Origin of the sequence: Streptomyces hokutonensis (assembly GCF_042751305.1) — a bacterium.
GTDB lineage: Bacteria > Actinomycetota > Actinomycetes > Streptomycetales > Streptomycetaceae > Streptomyces > Streptomyces hokutonensis_A.
Map to the genome: position 1 here is coordinate 249,177 of NZ_JBHYWD010000012.1, position 20,933 is coordinate 270,109.

The window sequence follows — 20,933 nt, forward strand, 5'->3', positions numbered from 1 at the left end:
GCGCGAGTGGGGAGTTGGAAGTTGGAATGACAGATATTGAAATCTGTCATCTGTCATGGCAGAGTGAGGCGCATGACGATCCCCACGCGTTCCCTCGGAACCACCGGCCCCCAGGTCCCCGCCCTCGGCCTCGGCTGCATGGGCATGTCCGCGCTGTACGGCGAGGCGGACCGGAGCGAGTCCATCGCGACCATCCACGCGGCCCTCGAAGCGGGCGTCACGCTCCTCGACACCGGCGACTTCTACGCCATGGGCCACAACGAGATGCTGATCGGCGAGGCCCTGCGCACCGCCCCCGCCGCCCGCCGCGAACAGGCCCTCACCAGCGTGAAGTTCGGGGCCCTGCGCGACCCGGAGGGCGGCTGGAACGGCTACGACGGCCGGCCCGCCGCCGTGAAGAACTTCGCCGCCTACTCCCTCCAGCGCCTCGGCGTCGACCACATCGACGTCTACCGCATCGCCCGGGTCGACCCCGGCGTGCCGATCGAGGAGACGGTCGGCGCGATCGCGGAGCTGGTCGAGAAGGGGTACGTCCGCCACATCGGCCTCAGCGAGGCCGGCGCCGACACCATCCGCCGGGCCGCCGCCGTAGCCCCCATCGCGGACGTGCAGCTGGAGTACGCGCTGATCACCCGGGGCATCGAGGACCGTGTCCTGCCGACCACCCGTGAACTGGGCATCTCCGTCACCGCGTACGGCGTGCTGTCCCGGGGGCTGATCTCCGGGCACTTCGGCGCCGACCGCCAACTCGGCGCGAGCGACTACCGGGCGCACTCCCCGCGCTTCCAGGGCGAGAACCTCCGGCACAACCTGGGCCTGGTCGAGCAGTTGCGGAAGATCGCAGAGGAGAAGGGCGTCTCGGTCGCGCAGCTCGCCATCGCCTGGGTGCTGTCCCGGGGTGAGGACATCGTGCCGCTGATCGGCGCCCGCACCCGGGAGCGGCTGACGGAGTCGCTGGGCGCGCTGGACGTCGTACTCGACGCGGCCGACCTCGCCGCGATCGAGGCGGCCGTACCGGCGGACTCGGCGCTCGGCGAGCGCTACCCGGCCGCGGCGATGGCGCACCTCGACAGCGAGCGCTGATCCGGCCTGCGGGTACGGTCTTCTCCATGGCAGCGAGCGAGACCCTGACCGCCGAGCGCATCCTCGAAGCGACCGAGGAGGTGCTGCGCCGCCATGGCCCCGCGAAGGCGACCGTGGTGGACGTGGCCCGCGCGCTCGGCGTCAGTCATGGCACCGTCTACCGGCACTTCCGCACGAAGGCCGCGCTGCGGGAGGCGGTCACCCGGCGCTGGCTGGACCGGACGTCGCAGACCCTGTCCCGTTTCGTGACGGAGGACCGCGACCCGGAGCAGCGGCTGCGGGACTGGCTGGCGGGGCTGTTCGAGGCCAAGCGGCAGAAGGCGGGCGGCGATCCGGAACTCTTCGCCACCTACTCGGTTCTCGCCGAGGAGGCGGGCGAGGTGGTCGGCGGGCACATCGACGAGCTGACCGGTCAGCTCACCGAGATCGTCCGGGCGGGGATCGCCACCGGCGTCTTCACCGTCCCCGACCCGGCCGTCGCCGCCCGCGCCGTCTTCCAGGCCACCGGCCGCTTCCACGACCCGTCCTACGTGCGGGAGTGGCGGAAGCCGGGCGCGGACGCGGAGTTCGAGGCACTGGTGGAGCTGTTGCTGCGCGGGCTGCGCGGCTGACGGCCGGCTCCGGTCACGTCACCTTGACGGTGACGGTCGGCGAGCAGGTCGTGCCGGCCGCGATCCGCAGATGCTTCTGGCCCTTGGCGTTGAGCTTCGCGGTGAGCGAGTAGCTGCTGCCGGTCACCTGGTCACCGGCCTTGACGGTGATCGAGCCCATCGCGCTCGGACTCGCCGGATCACGCCCGTCCATGCTCACGCCGGTCGGCCGCGACGGCGACTCGGCAGGGTCAGCGCCCCGCCGCGCACTCCCAGAACTCCCGCATCAGCCGCATCGGTGTCGGGCCCGTCATCGCCACCTGGGTCAGCAGGATCGTCACCGTGTCCGTCGGCGGCACGATGTGGGCCGTGGTGCCGGTGCCGCCGATCCAGCCGTAGCGGCCGGGGACGTTCCACGGGTCGATGGGGGTGACGTCGACCTGGCCGCCGTAGCCCCAGCCCTGGCCCTCAAGGAAGAGGGTCGCGGCCTCGCGCTGGTCGGCGGTGAGGTGGTTCGTCGTCATCCGGCTCACCGAGGTGGGGGTGAGGATTCCCTGTCCGCCGGCCAGCAGCATGCGGGCGAAGGCCAGCCAGTCGTCGGCTGTGGAGACCAGGGCCCCGCCGCCCGAGGGGAAGCGCGGCAGGCGGCCGTAGTCGCCGTCCGGGGTGTCCGTCAGGCGCAGGGAGCCGTCCGCTGCGGGGGCGTAGGACGAGGTGAAGCGGTCTCGTTTCGAGGCCGGTACCTCGAAGCCGGTGTCCCGCATGCCCAGCGGTTCGAAGATCCGTTCCGCCAGGAAGTCGGGGAGGGTGCGGCCCGACACCCGGGCGGCCAGGATGCCCTGGAGGGCGGACGAGGTGCCGTAGAGCCAGGCCTCGCCCGGCTGGTGGAGCATCGGCACCTGGGCGAGCCGGCCCAGCCAGGTGTCGGGGTCGGGCCAGTCCCCGAAGGGGCGGCTGTGGTCCTGGATCGTGAACAGGGCCTGCGCGGCGGGCAGTTCGAAGTCGCTGGGGAGTCCCCAGCCGGTGCGGAAGCTGAGCAGGTCCTCGACGGTGACCGGGCGGTCGGCCGGTACGACGTCGTCGACGGGGCTCGCGGGGGTGCGGACCACCATCGGCTTCGCCAGCTCCGGGAGCCACTCGGCCACCGGGTCGTCGAGCCCGATCCGGCCCTCGTCCACCAGTGTCAGCAGCGCCGCCGCCGTGATCGGCTTGGTGATCGACGCGATCCGGAAGATCGAGTCGCGGGCCATCGGAGCGGTGCCTTCGACGTCGGCGGAGCCGACGGCCACCACCTCGATGTCGTCGCGGCGGGCGACCAGGCCCACTGCCCCCGGCACGGTGCCGTCGTCGACGCGTTGTCGTAGGAGGTCGTGGAGAGAGCTCATCGGTCGGCCTTCCGGTTCGGAGAGTCGTATCGGATTCGCCGGATACGACTCTCCCCGTCCCGCGAACTCATCGCTTCCCGGTCAGTCGGTGGACGGATCCACCGTCGCCTGGTGCTCCTCGGCCAGATGCTCCTCCGCCTTCAGCCAGGGCAGGAACTGCGCGCTCTTCTTCCAGCCGCAGGTGTCGCACACGATCATGCGCTGCGCGCCCTTGCGCTGCACGCGGACGACATGTTCCCGCCCGTGCTGGTCCCAGCGGCTCACCTTGCTCGTGTTGATCTGCAACATGCGCCTCGCCTCCGCTCAGGAGTGTCCGGCAAGGAGTGTGCAGCAAGACCAACATCAACGGGGCGCAATTCACGCCGAGTTGTCCAAGCTGTGAACATGTCATCCGGTGGTTCGTCCGGCTTTCAGCCGATCGCGCGCGGCAGCCGCAGGCTGAGCAGCCCGGTCAGCACCACACCCGCCAGCTGCACCAACAGCGTGGTCACCAGCGCGTCCCGCATGCCCATGCCCGGGATCAGCGACAGGAACAGCGTGCCGAGCGTGGCCACGCCGAGGGCCAGCGCCGACTGCTGGGTGGTCACCATCACGCCCGCGCCCACACCGGCGCGGGCCGGCGGCACCTCGGACAGGATGATCCGGAAGATGATGGGCAGTTGGAGCGCCTGACCCACGCCGGCGACCGCCGCCCCGGGAAGCAGTTCCACAAAGCCGAGGTGCGGCCAGGAACGCCACGCGGCCAGCACGATCAGGCCAAGACCCACCGCCTGCACGACCGAACCGGCCGTCACGACCCGGGTGCCGTACCGGGTCACCAGCCGCGGCCCGGCGAGCGAGGTGAAGAAGAAGGTCACCGCCAGCGGCACCAGCGCCAGGCCCGCGGCCACCGGGCCCAGTCCCGCACCGCGCTGAAGCGCCACCGCGATCACGAACATGAACCCGCTGAAGCCCATCCCGAACGGCAGGATCAGCGCCAGCCCGCGCCGCAGCGAGGTCAGCGCCAGCAGACTCGGCGGCACCAGCGGCGTACGGCCCTGCCGGTCCGCCCTGCGCTCCACCGCGTAGAACGCGGACACGATCCCCGGGAACGCGGCCAGCGACAGCCACGTCCACAGCGGCCAGCCCGCCGCCCGGCCCTCGGTCAGCGGCACCAGCAGCGCCAGCAGGGAGGCTCCGAGCAGGAAGGTGCCGGGCACGTCCACCGGCTCCGGGTGCTGGGAACGCGTCTCCGGTACGACCTTGACGGCCAGGAACAGGCCCAGGACGACGACCGGCACGTTCACCAGGAACACCGCGCGCCAGCCGGTACCGGCTATGTCGGCGGCGACCAGCACCCCGCCGAGGATCTGGCCGGCCACCATGGCGAGGCCGGCCGTCGCGCCGTACAGGCCCATCGCCTTGGCGCGGCGCGGGCCCTGGGTCGCGGCCTGGATGGTGGCGAGGACCTGCGGGAGCATCGCGGCGGAGGCCGCGCCCTGCGCGATCCGCGCGGCGACCAGCGTCCACGCGGTGGGCGCGAGGCCGCAGGCCAGCGAGGTCACGCCGAAGGCGGCCATCCCGCCGAGGAAGAGCCGGCGGCGCCCGAACAGGTCGCCGAGCCGGCCGCCGAGGACGAGCAGCACGGCGTACGAGACTCCGTAGCCGGCGACGACGAGTTCGAGGACGGCCTCGCTCGCCGAGAGGTCCCTGCCGATGGTCGGCAGGGCCACGTTGACGATGAAGAAGTCGATGAGGGGCAGCGCCGCGGCCAGCAGCACCGTGAACAGTCCGAGGCCGCCGAGCACGGGTGGCGCCGCCGGGGACCTGGCGGTACGGGAAGCGATGGTTTCGGTCACGTCGACCAGCGTGCGTCTGTCCTCAGACTGGTACCAGAGTGTCCTTATCCTGGTAGAAGGACTACCTGGAAACAGGGTCGGTGCGGCGTCAGACTGGAGACATGACGACCATGGCACAGGAGACGGCGACAGAGACAGCGGTGGTCCCGCAGACCGAGTCGACGGTCCGGCGCCATGAACTCGCCGCGTTCCTGCGCCACCGCCGCGAGCACATCGCCCCCGAGCAGGTCGGCCTGCCGCGCGGAACCCGGCGCCGTACACCCGGCCTGCGCCGCGAGGAGGTCGCGCAGCTCGCCGCGGTCGGCGTCACCTGGTACACGTGGCTCGAACAGGCCAGGGACATCCAGGTCTCCGTACAGGTCCTCGACGCGCTGGCCCGCACCCTGCTGCTCGACCCGAGCGAGCGCGCTCACCTCTTCCGGCTGGCCGACGCGGCCGACCCGCGGCCGGCGACGGAATGCCCGGTCGTCACGCCGGCCCTGCGGGAGATGCTGGACCAGCTGGACCCGATCCCGGCCTGCCTCCAGAACGCCCGGTACGACATCCTCGCCTACAACCGCACCTACGGAATGCTGCTGTGCGACATGGGCGCGGTGCCGCCCGAGGACCGCAACTGCATGATCCTCTCCTACACGCACGAGGAGTGGCGGTCGTCGATCGTGCACCTGGAGAAGACCCAACGGCTCATGGCAGCCCGCTTCCGGGGCTCCATGGCGGGCCACCTCGCCGACCCCACCTGGAAGACCCTGCTCATGCGGCTGCGCACGTCACCCGAGTTCTGCGACGTCTGGGACCGCCACGAGGTCGTGGGCGCGACACCCCGCCGCAAGGAGTTCCGCAACACGCACGTGGGCCGCATCACCGTCGACCACACCGACCTGTGGCTGGGCCCGTCGACGGGCCCGAGGATGGTGACGTACGTTCCGGCGGACGAGGAGACGAGGGCGAAACTGGAGCGGCTGCACGCAATAGCACTGGCGAGGTGAGTGCTTCTGCTTTCAGGCGCGGGGCTGTGACCTGTGCGGCTCCGCCGCGCGGGCGTGACCAGCCACAACGGACCCGCACTCGCACAACTACGCGCTGATCCCCGCCGCCTCGCGCACCTCGACGGACGACAGCTTCTCCGCCGTGCGCTCGGCGGTCCGCCGGGCCCAGGGGCCGCTGGTCACCGCGCCCAGCACCAGTACGGCCAGACCGCACGCCACGAGAATCCACCAGCCGGGCCGAGCCGCCGAGACGAACGTGTCCTTGTACGACGACGAGCCGATCCCGGAGGCCAGCACCGCGCCGACCACCGCGACCCCGAGGGTCTGCCCCAGCTGCCGGCTCGTGGAGGCGACGGCCGCCGCAACACCCGCTTGAGCGCGAGGCATTCCGGACACCGCGGTGTTGGTGATCGGCGCGTTCACGAAGCCGAAGCCGATGCCGAACAGCAAGTACCCGATGAACCGCGAGACGTTGGACGTCTCCGCCTCGAACCCGGCGAACAGCACCGCGCTCACGGTCATCGCGGAGCCCGCGATCAGGAGGGGTATGCGAGGACCCCGACTGCCCACCAGCCGCCCGGAGAACGGCGCGCAGAGGAACGTCGGCACCGCCATCGGCAGCATCCACAGCCCGGCGTGCAGCGCGTCCAGACCGACCACGTTCTGCAGATACAGCGTGGACAGGAACAGGAAGCCGCCCAGCGCCGAGAACGCGCTGATCGCGATCACCGTGGCCCCGCTGAACGGCGCGGAGCGGAAGAAGCGCAGGTCGATGAGGGGTTCGTCGCGGCGCGGCTCGTACCGGACGAGGCCGACCAGGGCGACCAGGGCGAGCGCCGCGAAGGGCAGGATCGCGGTGAAACCCGAGTCCGGCGCCTCGATGATCGCGTACGTCAGCGAGCCGAACAGGGCGATCACCAGCAGCTGGCCGACCGGGTCGGCACGCCTGGCCTTGGGTGCGCGTGACTCCGGGATGAACTTCAGGGTGAGCAGCAGCGCGGCCACCCCCACCGGCAGGTTGATCCAGAAGATCGAGCGCCAGCCGACCGAGTCGACCAGCAGGCCGCCGATCAGGGGTCCGGCGGCCATCGATATCCCGACGACCGCACCCCACACGCCGATCGCCCGGGCGCGCTCGCGAGGCTCCGTGAAGGTGTTGGTGATGATCGACATGGCGACCGGGTTGAGCATCGAGCCGCCGACCGCCTGGATCATGCGGAACCAGATCAGCGTGTTCAGGTCGGGCGCGAGGGAGCAGAGCAGCGAGCCCAGGCTGAAGACCACCAGGCCGACGACGAAGACCCGTTTGCGGCCGATCCGGTCGGCGGTGGAGCCCGCGAGCATCAGCAGGGAGGCGAGGACCAGGGTGTACGCGTCGATCGTCCACTGGAGACCGGAGGTGCTCGCGTGCAGATCGGTCTGCATGGCGGGCAGCGCGACGTTCAGGATGGTGACGTCCAGGCTCACGATCAGCAGACTCATGCAGCAGATCGCGAGCACCAGCATGCGGCGGCGGGGGCTGAGCTCGGGCATGCGAACCATCGTACGCGAAACTCGATAGTGCGTCTAACTAATTACCGATACATGATCTCTGCCGGTACGCCACAATGGAGCAATGTCCACGCCCGCTTCCCTGTCCGTGTCGCCGACTGTGACCCCTTTGCAGATCGGCCCGCACACCGTCTCGCCGCCCGTCGTCCTGGCCCCCATGGCCGGGATCACCAACGCGCCCTTCCGCACCCTGTGCAGGGAGTTCAGCGGCGGCAAGGGCCTGTTCGTCAGCGAGATGATCACGACGCGGGCGCTGGTCGAGCGCAACGAGAAGACCATGCAGCTGGTCCACTTCGACGCGAGCGAGAAGCCGCGCTCGATCCAGCTGTACGGCGTGGACCCGGCGACCGTCGGCAAGGCCGTCCGCATGATCGCGGACGAGGACCTCGCCGACCACATCGACCTCAACTTCGGCTGCCCGGTCCCGAAGGTCACCCGCAAGGGCGGCGGCTCCGCGCTGCCGTACAAGCGGAACCTGCTGCGGGCGATCCTCCGCGAGGCCGTCAGCGGGGCCGGGGACCTGCCCGTCACCATGAAGATGCGCAAGGGCATCGACGACGACCACATCACGTTCCTCGACGCGGGCCGCATCGCCGTCGAGGAGGGCGTCACCTCCATCGCACTGCACGGCCGCACGGCCGCCCAGCACTACGGCGGTACGGCGGACTGGGATGCGATCGCGCGTCTGAAGGAGCATGTGCCGGAGATCCCCGTGCTCGGCAACGGCGACATCTGGTCGGCGCAGGACGCGGTGCGGATGGTGCGGGAGACCGGGTGCGACGGGGTCGTGGTCGGCCGCGGCTGCCTCGGGCGCCCGTGGCTGTTCGCGGACCTGGTGGCGGCCTTCGAAGGACGTGAACAGGACGTCCTGGAACCGTCGTTGCGCGAGGTCGCCGATGTCATGGTGCGGCACGCGACGCTGCTGGGGGAGTGGATCGGGGACGAGGCGCGGGGTGTCATCGACTTCCGCAAGCACGTCGCCTGGTACCTCAAGGGCTTCGCGGTCGGCAGCGAGATGCGCAAGCGCCTCGCCATCACGTCCTCGCTGGACGAACTCCGCTCCGGCCTCGACGAGTTGGACCTCGACCAGCCCTGGCCCGCAGGCGCCGACGGGCCCCGCGGCCGTACGTCGGGCAACAACAGGGTAGTGCTGCCCGACGGTTGGCTGAAGGACCCTTACGACTGCGCGGGGATCGGCGAGGACGCCGAACTCGACACCTCGGGTGGCTAGTTGGTCTTCGGGTGGGGCGTCGAGCCGTATGCCGTGAGGAACTTGTCGCGGAAGGCGCTCATCTTCCAGACCGGGGCGTCGTGCGCGGGGCGCAGGCCGTCCGTCCAGTTCCAACTGTCGATCTTCGCAAGGACCTTGGGATCCTTCGCGACGATCGAGATCGGCACGTCACGGCTGGCGTGGTTGCCGCTGACCCGGGCGATCGGCTGGTGGTCGCCGAGGAAGACGAGCACGGTGTTGTCGTTGCCGTAGCGCTCCAGCCACTGGGTGAGGGAGTCCACCGAGTACTGGATCGACTTGCCGTACTCCTCGCGGGACTTGGTGGTGTCGGCGATGACGTCGGAGGCCTTGTTGCCGGCCTTCTCGATCGCGTCGAAGATCGAACCGTTGCCCAGCTGGTCCCACGGGACGAGCTTCGGGATCGGCGCCCACGGCTGGTGGCTGGACGTCAGGATGATCATCGACATCAGCGACTTGCCGTCGGCGCGCGGCTTGCTGTGCACCCGCTGCTGGAACTGCTCCAGGGTGTACTGGTCGGGCATCGTCGACCAGCTGAACTTCGGTCCCTTGTAGCCCAGTTGGAAGGCGTTGTAGACCTTGTCGAGGCCGTAGAAGCTCTGCTCGGGCCAGCCCTTCTGCACACCCGGCATCACGCCGATGGTGTCGAAGTCGCCGGTCTTCTTGAAGGCGTCGGTCAGGCTCAGGTGGTCGCTCGCCATCACCGTGCGGTAGCGCTGCTGGTTGTTGACCCACAGCCCCGACATGGTCGTCGAGTGGCCGAGCCAGCTGCTGCCGCCGTAGGTCGCCGAGGTCAGCCAGCCGCTCTTCGCGGCGAAGCCCGCCTTCGACAGGGCCTTGGTGTCGGCGGCGAGGGTCTCGTCGACACCGGGCGCCATGATCGGGTCCTCGATCGCGCTGCGGCCGTAGCTCTCGATGAAGGTGAAGATCATGTCCTTGCCGCGCAGGTCCGGGACGAGCTGGCTGCCCGGGGTGTTGCCGAAGGCGTCGACCTTGGCGACCTTCTTGAACTCCGCCTCGTCGCGCAGGGTGTTGCGGATCGCCTGGCTGCGGAGCTTGAGGATCGCCGCGGTGTGGTCCGCGGCGAGCGGCACGCCGGCGAACTGGAGGCCGAAGGCCGTGCAGGTGATCCAGACCGTGCCGGCGATCAGCGCGCCCCGGGACGCCTCCGCCTTGTGGGCGGCCAGCAGGTTGCTCAGCCGGACCGTGGCCAGCGCGACCAGGACGATCAGCAGCAGCACGAAGAGGACGACACCGACCGTCAGGAGGGAGGTGACCGTCCCGCCGAGCGTGTCCGAGAGATAGCCGCGCGCGTCGGCGAACAGGCTCCAGTCCAGGACGACGTTGAAGCCCCGGCCCAGGTATTCGTTGAAGCCCATGTCGAGCATGTTCAGGATCGCCACGACGGCGGTCAGCGCACCGGAGAACGCCGCCAGCACGATCCGCGGCCGGCGCGGCAGGCTCATCAGGACGACGGCCCCCATGATCGCCTCCGCGGGCAGCCGCATGAACTCCGCGGGCCGCAGGCTGTTCAGCGTCGTCGGCATCTGCAGGCAGACGTAGACGATGACGGCGGCGAGCACGGTGACGGTCCAGGAGACGGCGCGCGCGGCGACGGGGTGCTTCTCCCGCCAGCTCCGCACACGCCGGCGCAGGCCCAGTCGGCTGCTCCAGGTGCGGGGGCCCGGGCGGGTGGGGCGGGGAGTGGTGGTGGGGGTGGTGTCCGAGGCGGGGGCCTCGGGATCGGCGTCGGCTTCGGGTTCCGCGGCGGTCGAGGCGTCTGCGGCGGCTTCGGGAGCCTTGGGGTCGGCTTCCGCCTCGGGTGAGTCGGCGACTTCGGCGTCAGAGGCGGCGATCTCGTGGTCGGCGTCGGCTCCGTGCGCGGTGGCATCGGCGTCGCCTTCGGCGCCGGGGGCGGCTGCGGGTTCCACGTCCGGTGCGGTGACCGGGACGTCGGGGTCGGCGGTCGTGGCCGGGCCGGTCGCCTTCTCGGCAGCCTCGGAGTCCGGGGCCTCGGAGCCGACGGCTTCAGTACCCGCGCCGGCCTCGGTGTCCGCACTGTTCGCGGCCGACCGGGGCTTCACCGCTGCGGACCCGGTTTCGGTCGTGGCGTCTGCCGGGGCCTCGGCCGGAGCGGCTACGGCCTTCCCGGGTGCGGCAGGAGCTTCTGCGGCCCTTCCGGTCGCGGCCGGGGCAGCCGCGGCTTTCCTGGCCTTGGCGGGAGCCCCTACGGCCTTTCCGCTCGCGGCCGGAGTCGCTACGACCTTCCCGGCCTCGACGGGAGCCTCTACGGCCCTTCCGGTCACGGCCGGAGCCGCTGTGGCCGCTGTGGCTTTGCCGGTCGCGGCCGGAGCCGCTGTGGCTTTGCCGGTCGCGGCCGCAGCCGCTACGACCTTCCCGGCCTCGGCCGGAGTCGCCACGACTCGCCCGGTTCCGGTCCCGGCCGCTTCCGGCCGCTCGGGCGCGGCGGTCTCGGAAGGCTCGGCCTCGGCCTTCACCCCGGCCCCACCGTCGCCCGGTATCGCTGTCGCGTCGCCCGGCGTCGGCTCCGTGTCGACGTCCCCGCTGATGTCGACGTCGCCGTCGACGCCCGGCGGCGGAACCTGGCCATCGGCTGCCCCGGCCGTGTTCGGTGACTGGCGTGTGCTCGTGTGCTGAGGCAACCCGAAGGTCCTTCCATGAGGAGCCCGTAGTCGGAGTGGCGGCCCGTTGGGACCTGGCCGGCCAGACCCTCGCTGGGGAGGCAGGGCCGCCGTCATTCCGTACGAGTTGCCTCGTGCGCCCGTTCACGGAACTGGGCAAACACCCGGCAAACGGCTTATCACCGTTCCGTCACGCGCCCCCAACCGCCGTGAGCAGCGCCAGCGGGGCCGCCGCCGACCTGGACTCCCGCACGCACGCGTGCGGGTACGGAACCGGCTCCGGGTGGGTGTCGCGGCCGTAGCCCGCGAGGACCTCAGGGAGCCGGTGGCCGGCCGCTGTCGCCGCGTCGACCAGCGCGTGGGCGACCGTACGGGCCTCGTCGTGCAGGCCGTAGCGGGAAAGGCCCAGCGTGATCAGGGCGTTGTCGTGCGGCCAGACCGAACCCCGGTGGTAGGAGAGCGGGTGGTACGCCGCCTGCCCGGAGGCGAGCGTGCGGACGCCCCAGCCGGAGAAGAAGTCCGGCTCCAGGAGCCTGCGGCCGACCAGTTCGCCGTACTCCTTGTCGAGGAGCCCGGACCAGAGGAGATGGCCCGCGTCGGACGCCAGCGCGTCTACCTGGCGGCCCTCCCCGTCCAGCGCAAGCGCCGGGAAGGAGTGGTCCCGCATCCAGAAGTCCTGCTGGAAACGGTCCCGCAGGTCGGCCGCCGCCTGCTCCAGGAGGGCCGCGTACGTCTCGTCCTCCCACACCGTCCGCGCCACCCACGCGGTGCGGCGCAGCGCGTCGTACGCGTACCCCTGGGCCCCCGCCGCCATCACGGGACCGCTTGCGCGGGTGCCGTCGGCCCCGCAGATGGCGCCGGGGGAGTCCTTCCAGTTCTGGTTGGCCAGGCCGCCCTGGTCGGCGCGGTAGACCAGATAGCCGCGCGAGGTCAGACCGCCGTGGTCGAGCATCCAGCCCACCGCCGCACGGGCGTTGGACTCCAGGCGCCGGGCGAGTGCCGTGTCGCCGGTCTGCTCGACGTACGCGCCGAGCAGCACCAGGAACAGCGGGGTCGCGTCGACCGAGCCGTAGTAACGCCCGTACGGCACCTGCCCGAAGTGCGCCAGCTCGCCGTGCCGCACCTCGTGCACGATCTTGCCGGGCTGCGACACCGACTCGGGGCCGACCGCCGTCGCCTGGGTCGCGGCGAGGGCGGGGAGGGTGGCCGCGGCGAGTTGGGGGCGGTAGGGGAGCGCGAAGAGGGAGGTCAGGAGCGCGTCCCTGCCCAGGAGGGTCAGGAACCAGGGCGCGCCCGCCGCCGGTACCCGCAACTCCTCGCCGTCGAGGCCTATCGCCGGGACCTGGAGCGAGGCCAGGTCCGACAGGCCCCGGGCGCAGGCCGCGGCCAGCTCCGGCCAGCCGGTGGGGAAGGAGACGCCCTGGACGTACTCACCCTCCAGCGCGAGGAGTTGCTCGTTCAGGGCGGCCGGTGAGCGCGGTACCCGCAGCGCCCGCTTGTCGCCGTGCGGGCGGGCCATCACGCGCAGGGCCAGCTCGGCGGTGCCGTGCGGTTCGAGGTCGAGGGTCCACACCATGCGGCGGGCGCCGGTGCCTGTCTCCTCGACGCCGTCGGGGGCGGGCTCGGCCGTGACCGTCGTACAGGATCGCCATTCGCCGCGCTGGTAGGCGAACTCCACGCCGTCGTCGAGGACTTGGCGGGAGCGGGTGGCGCCGGTCTTGGCGTAGGTGCGGTAGTCGGAGCGGAGTTCGAACTGGTCGGTGAAGTCGGCGTCCGCGGTGACCGCGAGCCGGACCGTGGTCGGCACCGGCCGGTTGCTGGTCACCTTCAGCGACTCGACGAACGAGCCGTCGCCGACGGCCTGTTCACGGAAGAGCGTGTGCGCGGGCGGCTCCTGCCGGCCACCGCGCGGGACCAGGACACAGCGCGCCATGTCCCCGTCGGCCACCGGTGTCAGTGCCTCCGGCACCGCGCCGTCGACCGTCAACTGCCAGCGGCTCAGGTGCCGGGCGTCCCGTACGAATAACCCGTCCGGGGAACTGCCGCCCCGTACGCCGCTGATGTCCCCGCCGTCGCCCACGGCTGCGAACGTCCCGCCGTGCACGAGCAGATGATGCCGGTCCGTCATCCCCGGTCCCCTCCCTTGACTCTCTTGGCGCCCTTGGCTTCCGTGCCGTTCACTGCTGCTGCGTTCACTTCTGTGCCACGCATGTCGAACGTGCCGAGACCCGCGCCGGACACGCCGTGCCCGGGGGCTCGTGAAGCAGATCGAGGGTCAGTGCGGCGGTCCAGCTGAAGCCGGTCGCGCCGCACGCCTCGCCGTCGTGCGGGTCGACGTACTCGGCGAAGTCGGTGGCGGCGGCCGTCTCCAGGACGGCCTCGCGCAGTGCCTCCGCCCGCGACTGCTCGCCGTGCAGCCGCAGTCCGCGCTCCAGCAGCCAGCTCGTGTTGAACCAGGCCGGTCCGCGCCAGTAGCGGTGCGGGTCGAAGGCCTCGCCCAACAGGTCGTAGCTGGGCGGGAGTCGGGTGCTGTCGCCGAGCCCGAAGTGCGGTCCGGACGCCGTACGGACGAGGGCCGCGGTGATGTCCCGGGGCAGGTCGGGGAGGAGGAGCGGGATCAGACCGGAGACGCTGCGCTCGGGGATGAGGCCCTCGCCGCGCAGGTCGCGGCAGAAGAACATGCCTTCCGCCGGGTCCCACAGCCGCTCGATCAGGACCCCGGTCAGCCGCTCCGCGCGTGCGTGCCGGGCCGTGCCCGTCGCGCCCAACTCCCGTGCGATACGGGCCAACGCGTGCTCGGAGGCGATGAGCAGGGCGTTGAAGGAGGGGTCCTCCACCGCGAACTCGCTTGCCCCGTCGGCGTATTCGCCGTCCCGGTAGTCCGTCGCGAGCCGCACGTAACGGCCGTAGTCGAGGTCCGTGGGCCGGTCCTCGGCGGCCCCGTGGTCGAGGTCGGCACGGCGGAAGGAACGGGCCGGAGCGGGGGTCACGCGGGAGAGGGGGGCGTCCCAGCAAGGGCTGTTGTCCATACCCTGTTCCCAGGGGTGCACGACGGACGCGAGCCCGCCCCCGCCGAGGTCCCGCCGGTGCAGCAGATAGCGGTGCCAGGCGGCCAGCCGCGGGTAGACGCCTGCCAGGAAGCCGCGCGCGCGGGAGAGGCCCGGGTCCGCGCAGTGCACGAGCCACGCCGCCAGCGCGTGGACCGGTGGCTGCACGATGCCCGAGGTCTGTACGGTGCGCGGGGCGCCCGCGGTGTGGCCCGCGGTCGAGGAGCGCCAGAAGTCGGGGCTCGGGAAGTACGCGTCGAGCGGCACGGAGGGGTTGAAGACGATGTGCGGGATACGGCCGTCGCCCCACTGGGCGGCGAGCAGCGTCTCCAGCTCCGTCTGCGCCCGCAGCGGCGAGAGGTGCCGCAGACCGATCGCGATGAACGCGGAGTCCCAGGACCACTGGTGCGGATACAGACCACGAGAGGGGACCGTTGAGGTTCCCGTCCAGTTCCCTTCGAGTACGGCAGCCGCCCTGAGGTGCAGCGAACCTGACAAAGACGGCGGATCGTATACGAGGTGGTGCTCCACCGGGAGGGCTGTGAGCTGGGCAGTGCGATCCACTCGGGACTCCACGAAACACATCGTGCCGACCGGTTCGGTCATGGCTACCGTAGGGTTACGTCTATTTAACACGCAAAACTCAATATGTAATGCAGGGTTGAGAAACACAAGGGGGTGCGCATGACGGGAAGAGGTCAAGGGAGCGCCGGAGATCTGCTCGAACTGGTGCGCACCGGGCGCGCAACGACCCGAGGCGCCCTCCAACAGGTGACCGGACTCTCACGCGCGACCGTCGGCCAGCGCCTGGACCGGCTCTTCCGCGCGGGCTGGCTGCGCGAGGGCGCGGGCGGCCCCGTGGACTCCCCGCTGGGCGGCAGACCCTCGATCACCCTCGAATTCGACGACGCCCACGCCGTGGTCCTCGCGGCGGACCTGGACACCCGCCACGCGCGCGCCTGCGTCCTCTCGCTCACCGGCGAGATCCTCGCCGAGCACGGCGGCACGCTCGTCATCGAGGACGGCCCCGACGCCGTACTGGGTGAACTCGGCCGCTGGTTCGCCGAGTTGCTGGAGAAGGCCGGACACCGGGCGTCCGAGGTCTGCGGCATCGGGCTCGCGGTCCCCGGCCCGGTCGACACCGACACCGGCCGCGTCGTCCAGCCGCCGATGATGCCCGGCTGGGACGGCTACGACATAAGAGGCCGCCTGGCCCGCGCCTTCACCGAACACACCGGCGCCCCCCGGGTACCGGTTCTCGTCGACAACGACGCCAACCTCATGGCCTACGGCGAACAGCGCACCGGCCACCCCGACTGCCAGGCCTTCGTCCTGGTCAAGGTCTCGACCGGTATCGGCGCCGGGGTCGTCGTCGGCGGCTCCATCTTCCGGGGGATCGACGGCGGCGCCGGCGACATCGGCCACATCCGGATCCCGGCGGGCGCGCAGGCCCTGTGCCGGTGCGGGTCCTACGGCTGTCTCGCGGCCGTCGCCAGTGGTGGCGCCGTCGCGCGGCGGCTGGCCGAGACCGGGGTGCCGGCCGCGTCCGGCTCTGACGTACGGGACCTGCTGGCCTCGGGGCACCCGGGAGCGGCGGCGTTCGCCCGCGAGGCGGGACGGCAGGTCGGGGACGTCCTGGCGACCGTGGTGACGCTGCTCAACCCCGGTGTCCTGATGATCGCGGGAGACCTGGCCGGAACCTCGTTCCTCACGGGCGTACGGGAGCTGCTGTACCAGCGGGCGCTGCCGCGCTCCACCGCTCACCTGCACGTCCTGACCTCGCGGCTCGGGGAGCGGGCCGGTCTTGTGGGTGCGGGGGCGCTGGTCGTGGAGTACCTGTACGCGCCGGAGCGGGTCGAGGAGCGGCTGCTCGCGCTGGGGATGTGACGTCCGCGTTTCGGTTCCGGGACGTGTCCGGTGTCCGTCCGCATGGTGAAATCCGGCTGGGTGTGGAAGCGTGATTCTCACCACCTTTGATAGGGGTGGCGCTCAGGTGAGCGGATCTTGAGCGGCTGCACTTCTCCAAGGGGTGGCACTCCGTGCCACCCCTTGATCGTTCATCGATCGAAATCAGGCGAGCGTGTAGCCCGCTCAGGTGAGCGGAAAATGCCGCAGATGGGCCTGGTCGCGTTCAAGAAGTGAAAACACCCGACGACGTTCGCTTGCCGAGCTTTGACTTTCGATCCGCTGGCGGACGACTGGTTACGGACGCATGACATGCAAGTGGACGTACCCAGGCGCCTTCGATCTGGGTATGTTCCTGGCCGTCAGGGCAGCCACCCGCGTCCCGAGGAGTCGAGACCCGTGTCGGAAAACAAAGAACCCCACGTAGCGAAGTTCGTCTATGACTTCACCGAGGGAAACAAGGACCTCAAGGACCTCCTCGGCGGCAAGGGTGCCAACCTCGCCGAGATGACGAACCTGGGCCTTCCCGTGCCTCCCGGCTTCACCATCACCACCGAGGCGTGCAAGACCTACCTCGACAGTGGCGAGGAGCCGGCGGCACTGCGTGACGAGGTGAGTGCACACCTCGACGCGCTCGAGTCGACGATGGACAAGAAGCTGGGGCAGGCCGACAACCCTCTCCTCGTGTCGGTCCGTTCCGGGGCGAAGTTCTCCATGCCCGGCATGATGGACACCGTCCTGAACATCGGCCTCTCCGACAAGTCCGTGCAGGGCCTGGCGAAGCAGGCGGGCGACGAGCGCTTCGCGTGGGACTCCTACCGCCGCCTCATCCAGATGTTCGGCAAGACCGTCCTCGGCGTCGACGGCGACCTCTTCGAGGAGGCCCTCGACAAGGCCAAGGAGGCCAAGAAGGTCACGGTCGACACCGAGCTGGACGCGGCCGACCTGAAGAAGCTGGTCACCCGCTTCAAGCGGATCGTCAAGACCGAGGCCGGCCGCGACTTCCCGCAGGACCCGCGCGAGCAGATGGACCTCGCCATCCACGCGGTCTTCGACTCCTGGAACACCGACCGCGCCAAGCTCTACCGCCGCCAGGAACGCATCCCGCACGACCTCGGCACCGCCGTCAACGTCTGCTCGATGGTCTTCGGCAACCTCGGCCCCGACTCGGGCACCGGCGTCGCCTTCACCCGCGACCCCGCCAGCGGCCACCAGGGCGTGTACGGCGACTACTTGCAGAACGCGCAGGGCGAGGACGTCGTAGCCGGCATCCGAAACACGGTCCCGCTCGCGGAACTCGAGCAGATCGACAAGAAGTCGTACGACCAGCTCATGCAGATCATGAAGACCCTGGAGAACCACTACAAGGATCTCTGCGACATCGAATTCACCATCGAGCGCGGCCAGTTGTGGATGCTTCAGACGCGGGTGGGCAAGCGCACGGCGGGCGCGGCCTTCCGGATCGCCACCCAACTCGTCGACCAGGGACTGATCGACGAGGCCGAGGCCCTCCAGCGGGTCACCGGTGCCCAGTTGGCGCAGCTGATGTTCCCGCGCTTCGACGAGGACGCCAAGGTCCAGCAGGTCGGCCGGGGCATCGCGGCCTCGCCGGGCGCGGCGGTCGGCAAGGCGGTCTTCGACTCGTACACGGCGGTGAAGTGGTCGCGTTCGGGCGAGAAGGTCATCCTGGTCCGCCGCGAGACCAACCCCGACGACCTCGACGGCATGATCGCGGCCGAGGGCATCCTGACGTCCCGTGGCGGCAAGACGTCCCACGCGGCGGTCGTGGCGCGAGGCATGGGCAAGACGTGTGTGTGCGGCGCCGAGGAGTTGGAGGTCGACACCAAGCGCCGCCGGATGGTCGTGCCGGGCGGACACGTCGTCGAGGAGGGCGACGTGATCTCCATCGACGGCTCCAGCGGCAAGGTGTACCTCGGTGAGGTCCCCGTCGTCCCGTCCCCCGTCGTCGAGTACTTCGAGGGCCGCATGCACGCGGGCGCCGACGACGCCGACGAGCTGGTCGAGGCCGTGCACCGGATCATCGGATACGCCGACCGCGTACGGCGGTTGAGGGTACGCGCCAACGCTGACAACGCCGAGGACGCGCTGCGCGCCCGCCGCTTCGGCGCCCAGGGCATCGGCCTGTGCCGTACGGAGCACATGTTCCTCGGCGACCGCCGGGAGCTGGTGGAACGCCTGATCCTGGCCGACACGGACACCGAACGCGAGGAGTCCCTCAAGGCGCTTCTCCCGCTCCAGAAGGCGGACTTCGTCGAGCTGTTCAAGGCGATGGACGGACTCCCGGTGACGGTCCGCCTGTTGGACCCGCCGCTGCACGAATTCCTGCCGGACATCACGGAGTTGTCGGTCCGGGTGGCTTTGGCCGAGTCCCGCCAGGAGTCCCACGAGAACGACCTCCGCCTCCTCCAGGCGGTCCACCGCCTGCACGAGCAGAACCCGATGCTGGGGTTGAGGGGCGTACGCCTGGGCCTGGTCATCCCCGGCCTGTTCACGATGCAGGTACGGGCGATCGCCGAGGCCGCCGCCGAACGCAAGGCGGCGAAGGGCGACCCGCGCGCCGAGATCATGATCCCGCTCGTCGGCACGGTCCAGGAACTGGAGATCGTCCGCGAGGAAGCCGACCAGGTCATCGCGGAGGTGGAGGCGGCGACGGGCACATCGCTGAAGCTGTCCATCGGCACGATGATCGAACTCCCGCGCGCCGCCCTGACGGCGGGCCAGATCGCCGAGGCGGCCGAGTTCTTCTCCTTCGGCACGAACGACCTCACCCAGACGGTGTGGGGCTTCAGCCGCGACGACGTGGAGGCTTCGTTCTTCACGGCCTACCTGGAGAAGGGCATCTTCGGAGTCAGCCCGTTCGAGACGATCGACAGGGACGGTGTCGGTTCGCTGGTGAAACTGGCGGCGAAGGCCGGCCGCGAGACCCGCCCGGACCTCAAGCTCGGCGTCTGCGGCGAACACGGCGGCGACCCCGAGTCGGTCCACTTCTTCCACGAGGTGGGGCTGGACTACGTCTCGTGCTCGCCGTTCCGGATTCCGGTGGCGCGGTTGGAGGCGGGGCGGGCGGCTTCGGTGGCGCAGGGGAGCGATCACCGATAGGCCGTGGGGCCGACCGCTGGTAGGTCGTACGGCCACTGAACGCCGGAACCGTCGCCTGTCCCCGACCCTCACCGATGGGCGGCGGTTCCGGATCACGAAGGAGGGGCGGCACCCTGTGCGGGGGTGCCGCCCCTCTGTGTGTTGGCCGGCAGGCGGTCGACTGCTGGCGGCTCCGTTGCTCGCGCGGTTCCGTTGTGAGGCACGGGCGAGGATCATTCCCATCGTGGACGATGTACGAGACGGCGTCATCGGTGTGTGGCGGGTCGGCCGGTCCGGTCGGCTCATCGGCTACGTGCTGGCTGTCGGCCCGGCGTGCGGGGCGCTGACCGCCTGGCTGGGCGTGCTCTCCCACCCGGGCACACAGTCCGCGGGCTCCGCGGGGATCGCTACCGCCGTCGCGCTGGGGTTCGGCCTCTTCGCCTGGTGGGGGCTGCTGCGCATACGCCTGGAACTCGCGACGGACATGATCGTCATGGTGAATCCCTGGGGCACTCAGCGTCTGCCGTGGTCGCGTGTCGGCGCGGTGAGCCTCGGCAATGGGGGTGCGCGGTTCCACACGACGGACGGGTTCACGTACACGGCGTACGCCCTGAGTGATCTGGCAGGTGGGACTCGCCAGGATGAGCGGTTCGCTGATGTACGGCGGAAGGTTGAGGATCAACTCCGCAGTGGGCAACCGCTTTAGGCGTTCGATCAGAATCCTGCTGTGGCCGACGCATGCCCGTCGGCCGCCTCGGTACCCCGTTGCGGCTCCGATGCCTCGGCCTGCGAGAGTGGTCCCGTGCTGCTGGATCCTGAGAACACGCTGTTCGTCCGTGGTGCCACGCCCGTGCTCCTGCTGGCCGACGCGCCGGTCCACGATGCCTTGCCGCTGCTGACCGCGTCGGACGGGGCGGTGCCTTTGTGCGAGGGCTGGAGCATCGTTCCCCGACTCACCCTGTGCGTGGTGGACGGACCCGGGGACCACGGGCTCGTCGTCCCCGCTCTCGCTGCGCCGGTGGTCGGCGGGGCCGTCGACGGCACGGCATCTGACGGCATGGGTGACTGGTGCGCGGATGCCGAGCAGGCCGGCGGAGCGGTCGTTCTGTCTTTGGACCACCTGCCCGAGGCCCTCGACTGGTCTGCCCTGCTGTCCTCGGGCACCGCCCGCGGCGGCTTCATGTCCGCGCTGGCCTGACCGTAGGAGCGTCCGACTGGCGAAGCCGACGTTACGCCTATCGGCCTTACGAGCCTCGAACTCTCGACCGCTTCGTCCCGAAGCAACTTGGGCGGGAGCTGCTTTGGGTCGATGCGGCTCTGAACTGCCGTGACAGTTCGTGGTCATGCGTGGGCGTCCGCCGGTGTTCGTCGGCGTTGTGACGCAGCTGGACACTCACTCTGCCCCCTCAGCGCGTGGGCGGCGTCCCGGATATTCGGCGAGCCAACTCCTCGATGACCTGCGGTACGACGCGCTGAGCGTCCTCGTCTTGCAGCGCCTCGACAAGTGCCTGATGGACTGCTGCATACGGTTGTCCGGCATACGAGGCACAGGTTCGGT

General features: G+C 70.5%; 16 protein-coding genes. 8 read left to right on the forward strand and 8 right to left on the reverse strand.

Annotation, left to right across the window (positions count from 1 at the left end):
* Positions 1 to 72 precede the first annotated feature (72 nt).
* Positions 73 to 1,083 (forward strand): aldo/keto reductase, encoded by a 1,011-nt coding sequence (locus tag ACFXC1_RS30340; RefSeq protein WP_381248299.1) that lies wholly within the window; start codon positions 73 to 75, stop codon positions 1,081 to 1,083.
* A gap of 26 nt (positions 1,084 to 1,109) precedes the next feature.
* A complete protein-coding gene (locus ACFXC1_RS30345) occupies positions 1,110 to 1,694 on the forward strand; it encodes a TetR/AcrR family transcriptional regulator (RefSeq protein WP_381248302.1) in 585 nt (194 codons plus the stop codon).
* Positions 1,695 to 1,707: 13 nt separating this feature from the next.
* Here ACFXC1_RS30345 and ACFXC1_RS30350 read toward each other — a convergent pair whose 3' ends face one another.
* The 4 genes from ACFXC1_RS30350 to ACFXC1_RS30365 form a co-directional block, all read right to left on the reverse strand.
* Positions 1,708 to 1,887, reverse strand: coding sequence for a hypothetical protein (locus ACFXC1_RS30350; protein ID WP_381248305.1), 180 nt, complete (start codon positions 1,885 to 1,887; stop codon positions 1,708 to 1,710).
* 37 nt (positions 1,888 to 1,924) lie between these two features.
* Positions 1,925 to 3,058, reverse strand: a complete 1,134-nt coding sequence (locus ACFXC1_RS30355; RefSeq protein WP_381248308.1) for a serine hydrolase domain-containing protein — start codon at positions 3,056 to 3,058, stop codon at positions 1,925 to 1,927.
* A gap of 81 nt (positions 3,059 to 3,139) precedes the next feature.
* Positions 3,140 to 3,346, reverse strand: coding sequence for a hypothetical protein (locus ACFXC1_RS30360; protein WP_381248310.1), 207 nt, complete (start codon positions 3,344 to 3,346; stop codon positions 3,140 to 3,142).
* Positions 3,347 to 3,468: 122 nt separating this feature from the next.
* Positions 3,469 to 4,896 carry an MFS transporter gene (locus ACFXC1_RS30365; protein ID WP_381248312.1) on the reverse strand — a complete coding sequence of 476 codons (1,428 nt, stop codon included), beginning with the start codon at positions 4,894 to 4,896 and terminating at the stop codon, positions 3,469 to 3,471.
* Positions 4,897 to 4,997: 101 nt separating this feature from the next.
* Between ACFXC1_RS30365 and ACFXC1_RS30370 the strand changes: the two genes are divergently transcribed.
* A complete protein-coding gene (locus tag ACFXC1_RS30370; protein WP_381248315.1) occupies positions 4,998 to 5,882 on the forward strand; it encodes a helix-turn-helix transcriptional regulator in 885 nt (294 codons plus the stop codon).
* Between the two features lie 87 nt (positions 5,883 to 5,969).
* Here the strand turns inward: ACFXC1_RS30370 and ACFXC1_RS30375 are convergent, their stop codons facing one another.
* A complete protein-coding gene (locus ACFXC1_RS30375) occupies positions 5,970 to 7,415 on the reverse strand; it encodes an MFS transporter (protein WP_381248318.1) in 1,446 nt (481 codons plus the stop codon).
* A gap of 82 nt (positions 7,416 to 7,497) precedes the next feature.
* Between ACFXC1_RS30375 and dusB the strand changes: the two genes are divergently transcribed.
* Positions 7,498 to 8,664 (forward strand): tRNA dihydrouridine synthase DusB, encoded by a 1,167-nt coding sequence (gene dusB / locus ACFXC1_RS30380; RefSeq protein WP_381248321.1) that lies wholly within the window; start codon positions 7,498 to 7,500, stop codon positions 8,662 to 8,664.
* On the opposite strand, the gene ACFXC1_RS30385 is transcribed toward dusB, so the two are convergent.
* From ACFXC1_RS30385 to ACFXC1_RS30395, 3 genes are all read right to left on the reverse strand, one after another.
* Positions 8,661 to 10,265: a sulfatase-like hydrolase/transferase gene (locus tag ACFXC1_RS30385; RefSeq protein WP_381248451.1), complete on the reverse strand. Its 1,605-nt coding sequence runs from the start codon at positions 10,263 to 10,265 to the stop codon at positions 8,661 to 8,663. The two genes, dusB and ACFXC1_RS30385, sit on opposite strands and share 4 nt — an antisense overlap.
* A gap of 1,249 nt (positions 10,266 to 11,514) precedes the next feature.
* Complete coding sequence (locus ACFXC1_RS30390; protein WP_381248323.1) at positions 11,515 to 13,452, reverse strand: amylo-alpha-1,6-glucosidase; 1,938 nt, start codon at positions 13,450 to 13,452, stop codon at positions 11,515 to 11,517.
* 64 nt (positions 13,453 to 13,516) lie between these two features.
* On the reverse strand, positions 13,517 to 14,935 hold the full coding sequence (locus ACFXC1_RS30395) for an MGH1-like glycoside hydrolase domain-containing protein (protein ID WP_381248326.1): 1,419 nt from the start codon (positions 14,933 to 14,935) through the stop codon (positions 13,517 to 13,519).
* Between the two features lie 120 nt (positions 14,936 to 15,055).
* Here ACFXC1_RS30395 and ACFXC1_RS30400 point away from each other — a divergent pair, with 120 nt between their 5' ends.
* The 4 genes from ACFXC1_RS30400 (at position 15,056) to ACFXC1_RS30415 (ending at position 20,573) form a co-directional block, all read left to right on the forward strand.
* Positions 15,056 to 16,258, forward strand: a complete 1,203-nt coding sequence (locus tag ACFXC1_RS30400) for an ROK family protein (RefSeq protein WP_381248329.1) — start codon at positions 15,056 to 15,058, stop codon at positions 16,256 to 16,258.
* A gap of 417 nt (positions 16,259 to 16,675) precedes the next feature.
* Entirely contained in the window at positions 16,676 to 19,396 is a 2,721-nt protein-coding gene (gene ppdK, locus ACFXC1_RS30405) for a pyruvate, phosphate dikinase (RefSeq protein WP_381248332.1), read from the forward strand.
* Between the two features lie 223 nt (positions 19,397 to 19,619).
* On the forward strand, positions 19,620 to 20,081 hold the full coding sequence (locus ACFXC1_RS30410) for a hypothetical protein (protein WP_381248335.1): 462 nt from the start codon (positions 19,620 to 19,622) through the stop codon (positions 20,079 to 20,081).
* Positions 20,082 to 20,177: 96 nt separating this feature from the next.
* Positions 20,178 to 20,573, forward strand: coding sequence for a hypothetical protein (locus tag ACFXC1_RS30415; RefSeq protein ID WP_381248338.1), 396 nt, complete (start codon positions 20,178 to 20,180; stop codon positions 20,571 to 20,573).
* Positions 20,574 to 20,933: the final 360 nt, after the last annotated feature.

Excerpts from the sequence above, each read along its gene's own strand:
- ACFXC1_RS30360 (WP_381248310.1), bottom strand. The coding sequence starts at position 3,346 with ATGTTGCAGATCAACACGAGCAAGGTGAGCCGCTGGGACCAGCACGGG.
- ACFXC1_RS30390 (WP_381248323.1), bottom strand. The coding sequence starts at position 13,452 with ATGACGGACCGGCATCATCTGCTCGTGCACGGCGGGACGTTCGCAGCC.
- dusB (WP_381248321.1), top strand. The coding sequence starts at position 7,498 with ATGTCCACGCCCGCTTCCCTGTCCGTGTCGCCGACTGTGACCCCTTTG.
- ACFXC1_RS30375 (WP_381248318.1), bottom strand. The coding sequence starts at position 7,415 with ATGCCCGAGCTCAGCCCCCGCCGCCGCATGCTGGTGCTCGCGATCTGC.
- ACFXC1_RS30340 (WP_381248299.1), top strand. The coding sequence starts at position 73 with ATGACGATCCCCACGCGTTCCCTCGGAACCACCGGCCCCCAGGTCCCC.
- ACFXC1_RS30355 (WP_381248308.1), bottom strand. The coding sequence starts at position 3,058 with ATGAGCTCTCTCCACGACCTCCTACGACAACGCGTCGACGACGGCACC.
- ACFXC1_RS30350 (WP_381248305.1), bottom strand. The coding sequence starts at position 1,887 with ATGGACGGGCGTGATCCGGCGAGTCCGAGCGCGATGGGCTCGATCACC.
- ACFXC1_RS30400 (WP_381248329.1), top strand. The coding sequence starts at position 15,056 with ATGACGGGAAGAGGTCAAGGGAGCGCCGGAGATCTGCTCGAACTGGTG.
- ACFXC1_RS30345 (WP_381248302.1), top strand. The coding sequence starts at position 1,110 with ATGGCAGCGAGCGAGACCCTGACCGCCGAGCGCATCCTCGAAGCGACC.
- ACFXC1_RS30370 (WP_381248315.1), top strand. The coding sequence starts at position 4,998 with ATGACGACCATGGCACAGGAGACGGCGACAGAGACAGCGGTGGTCCCG.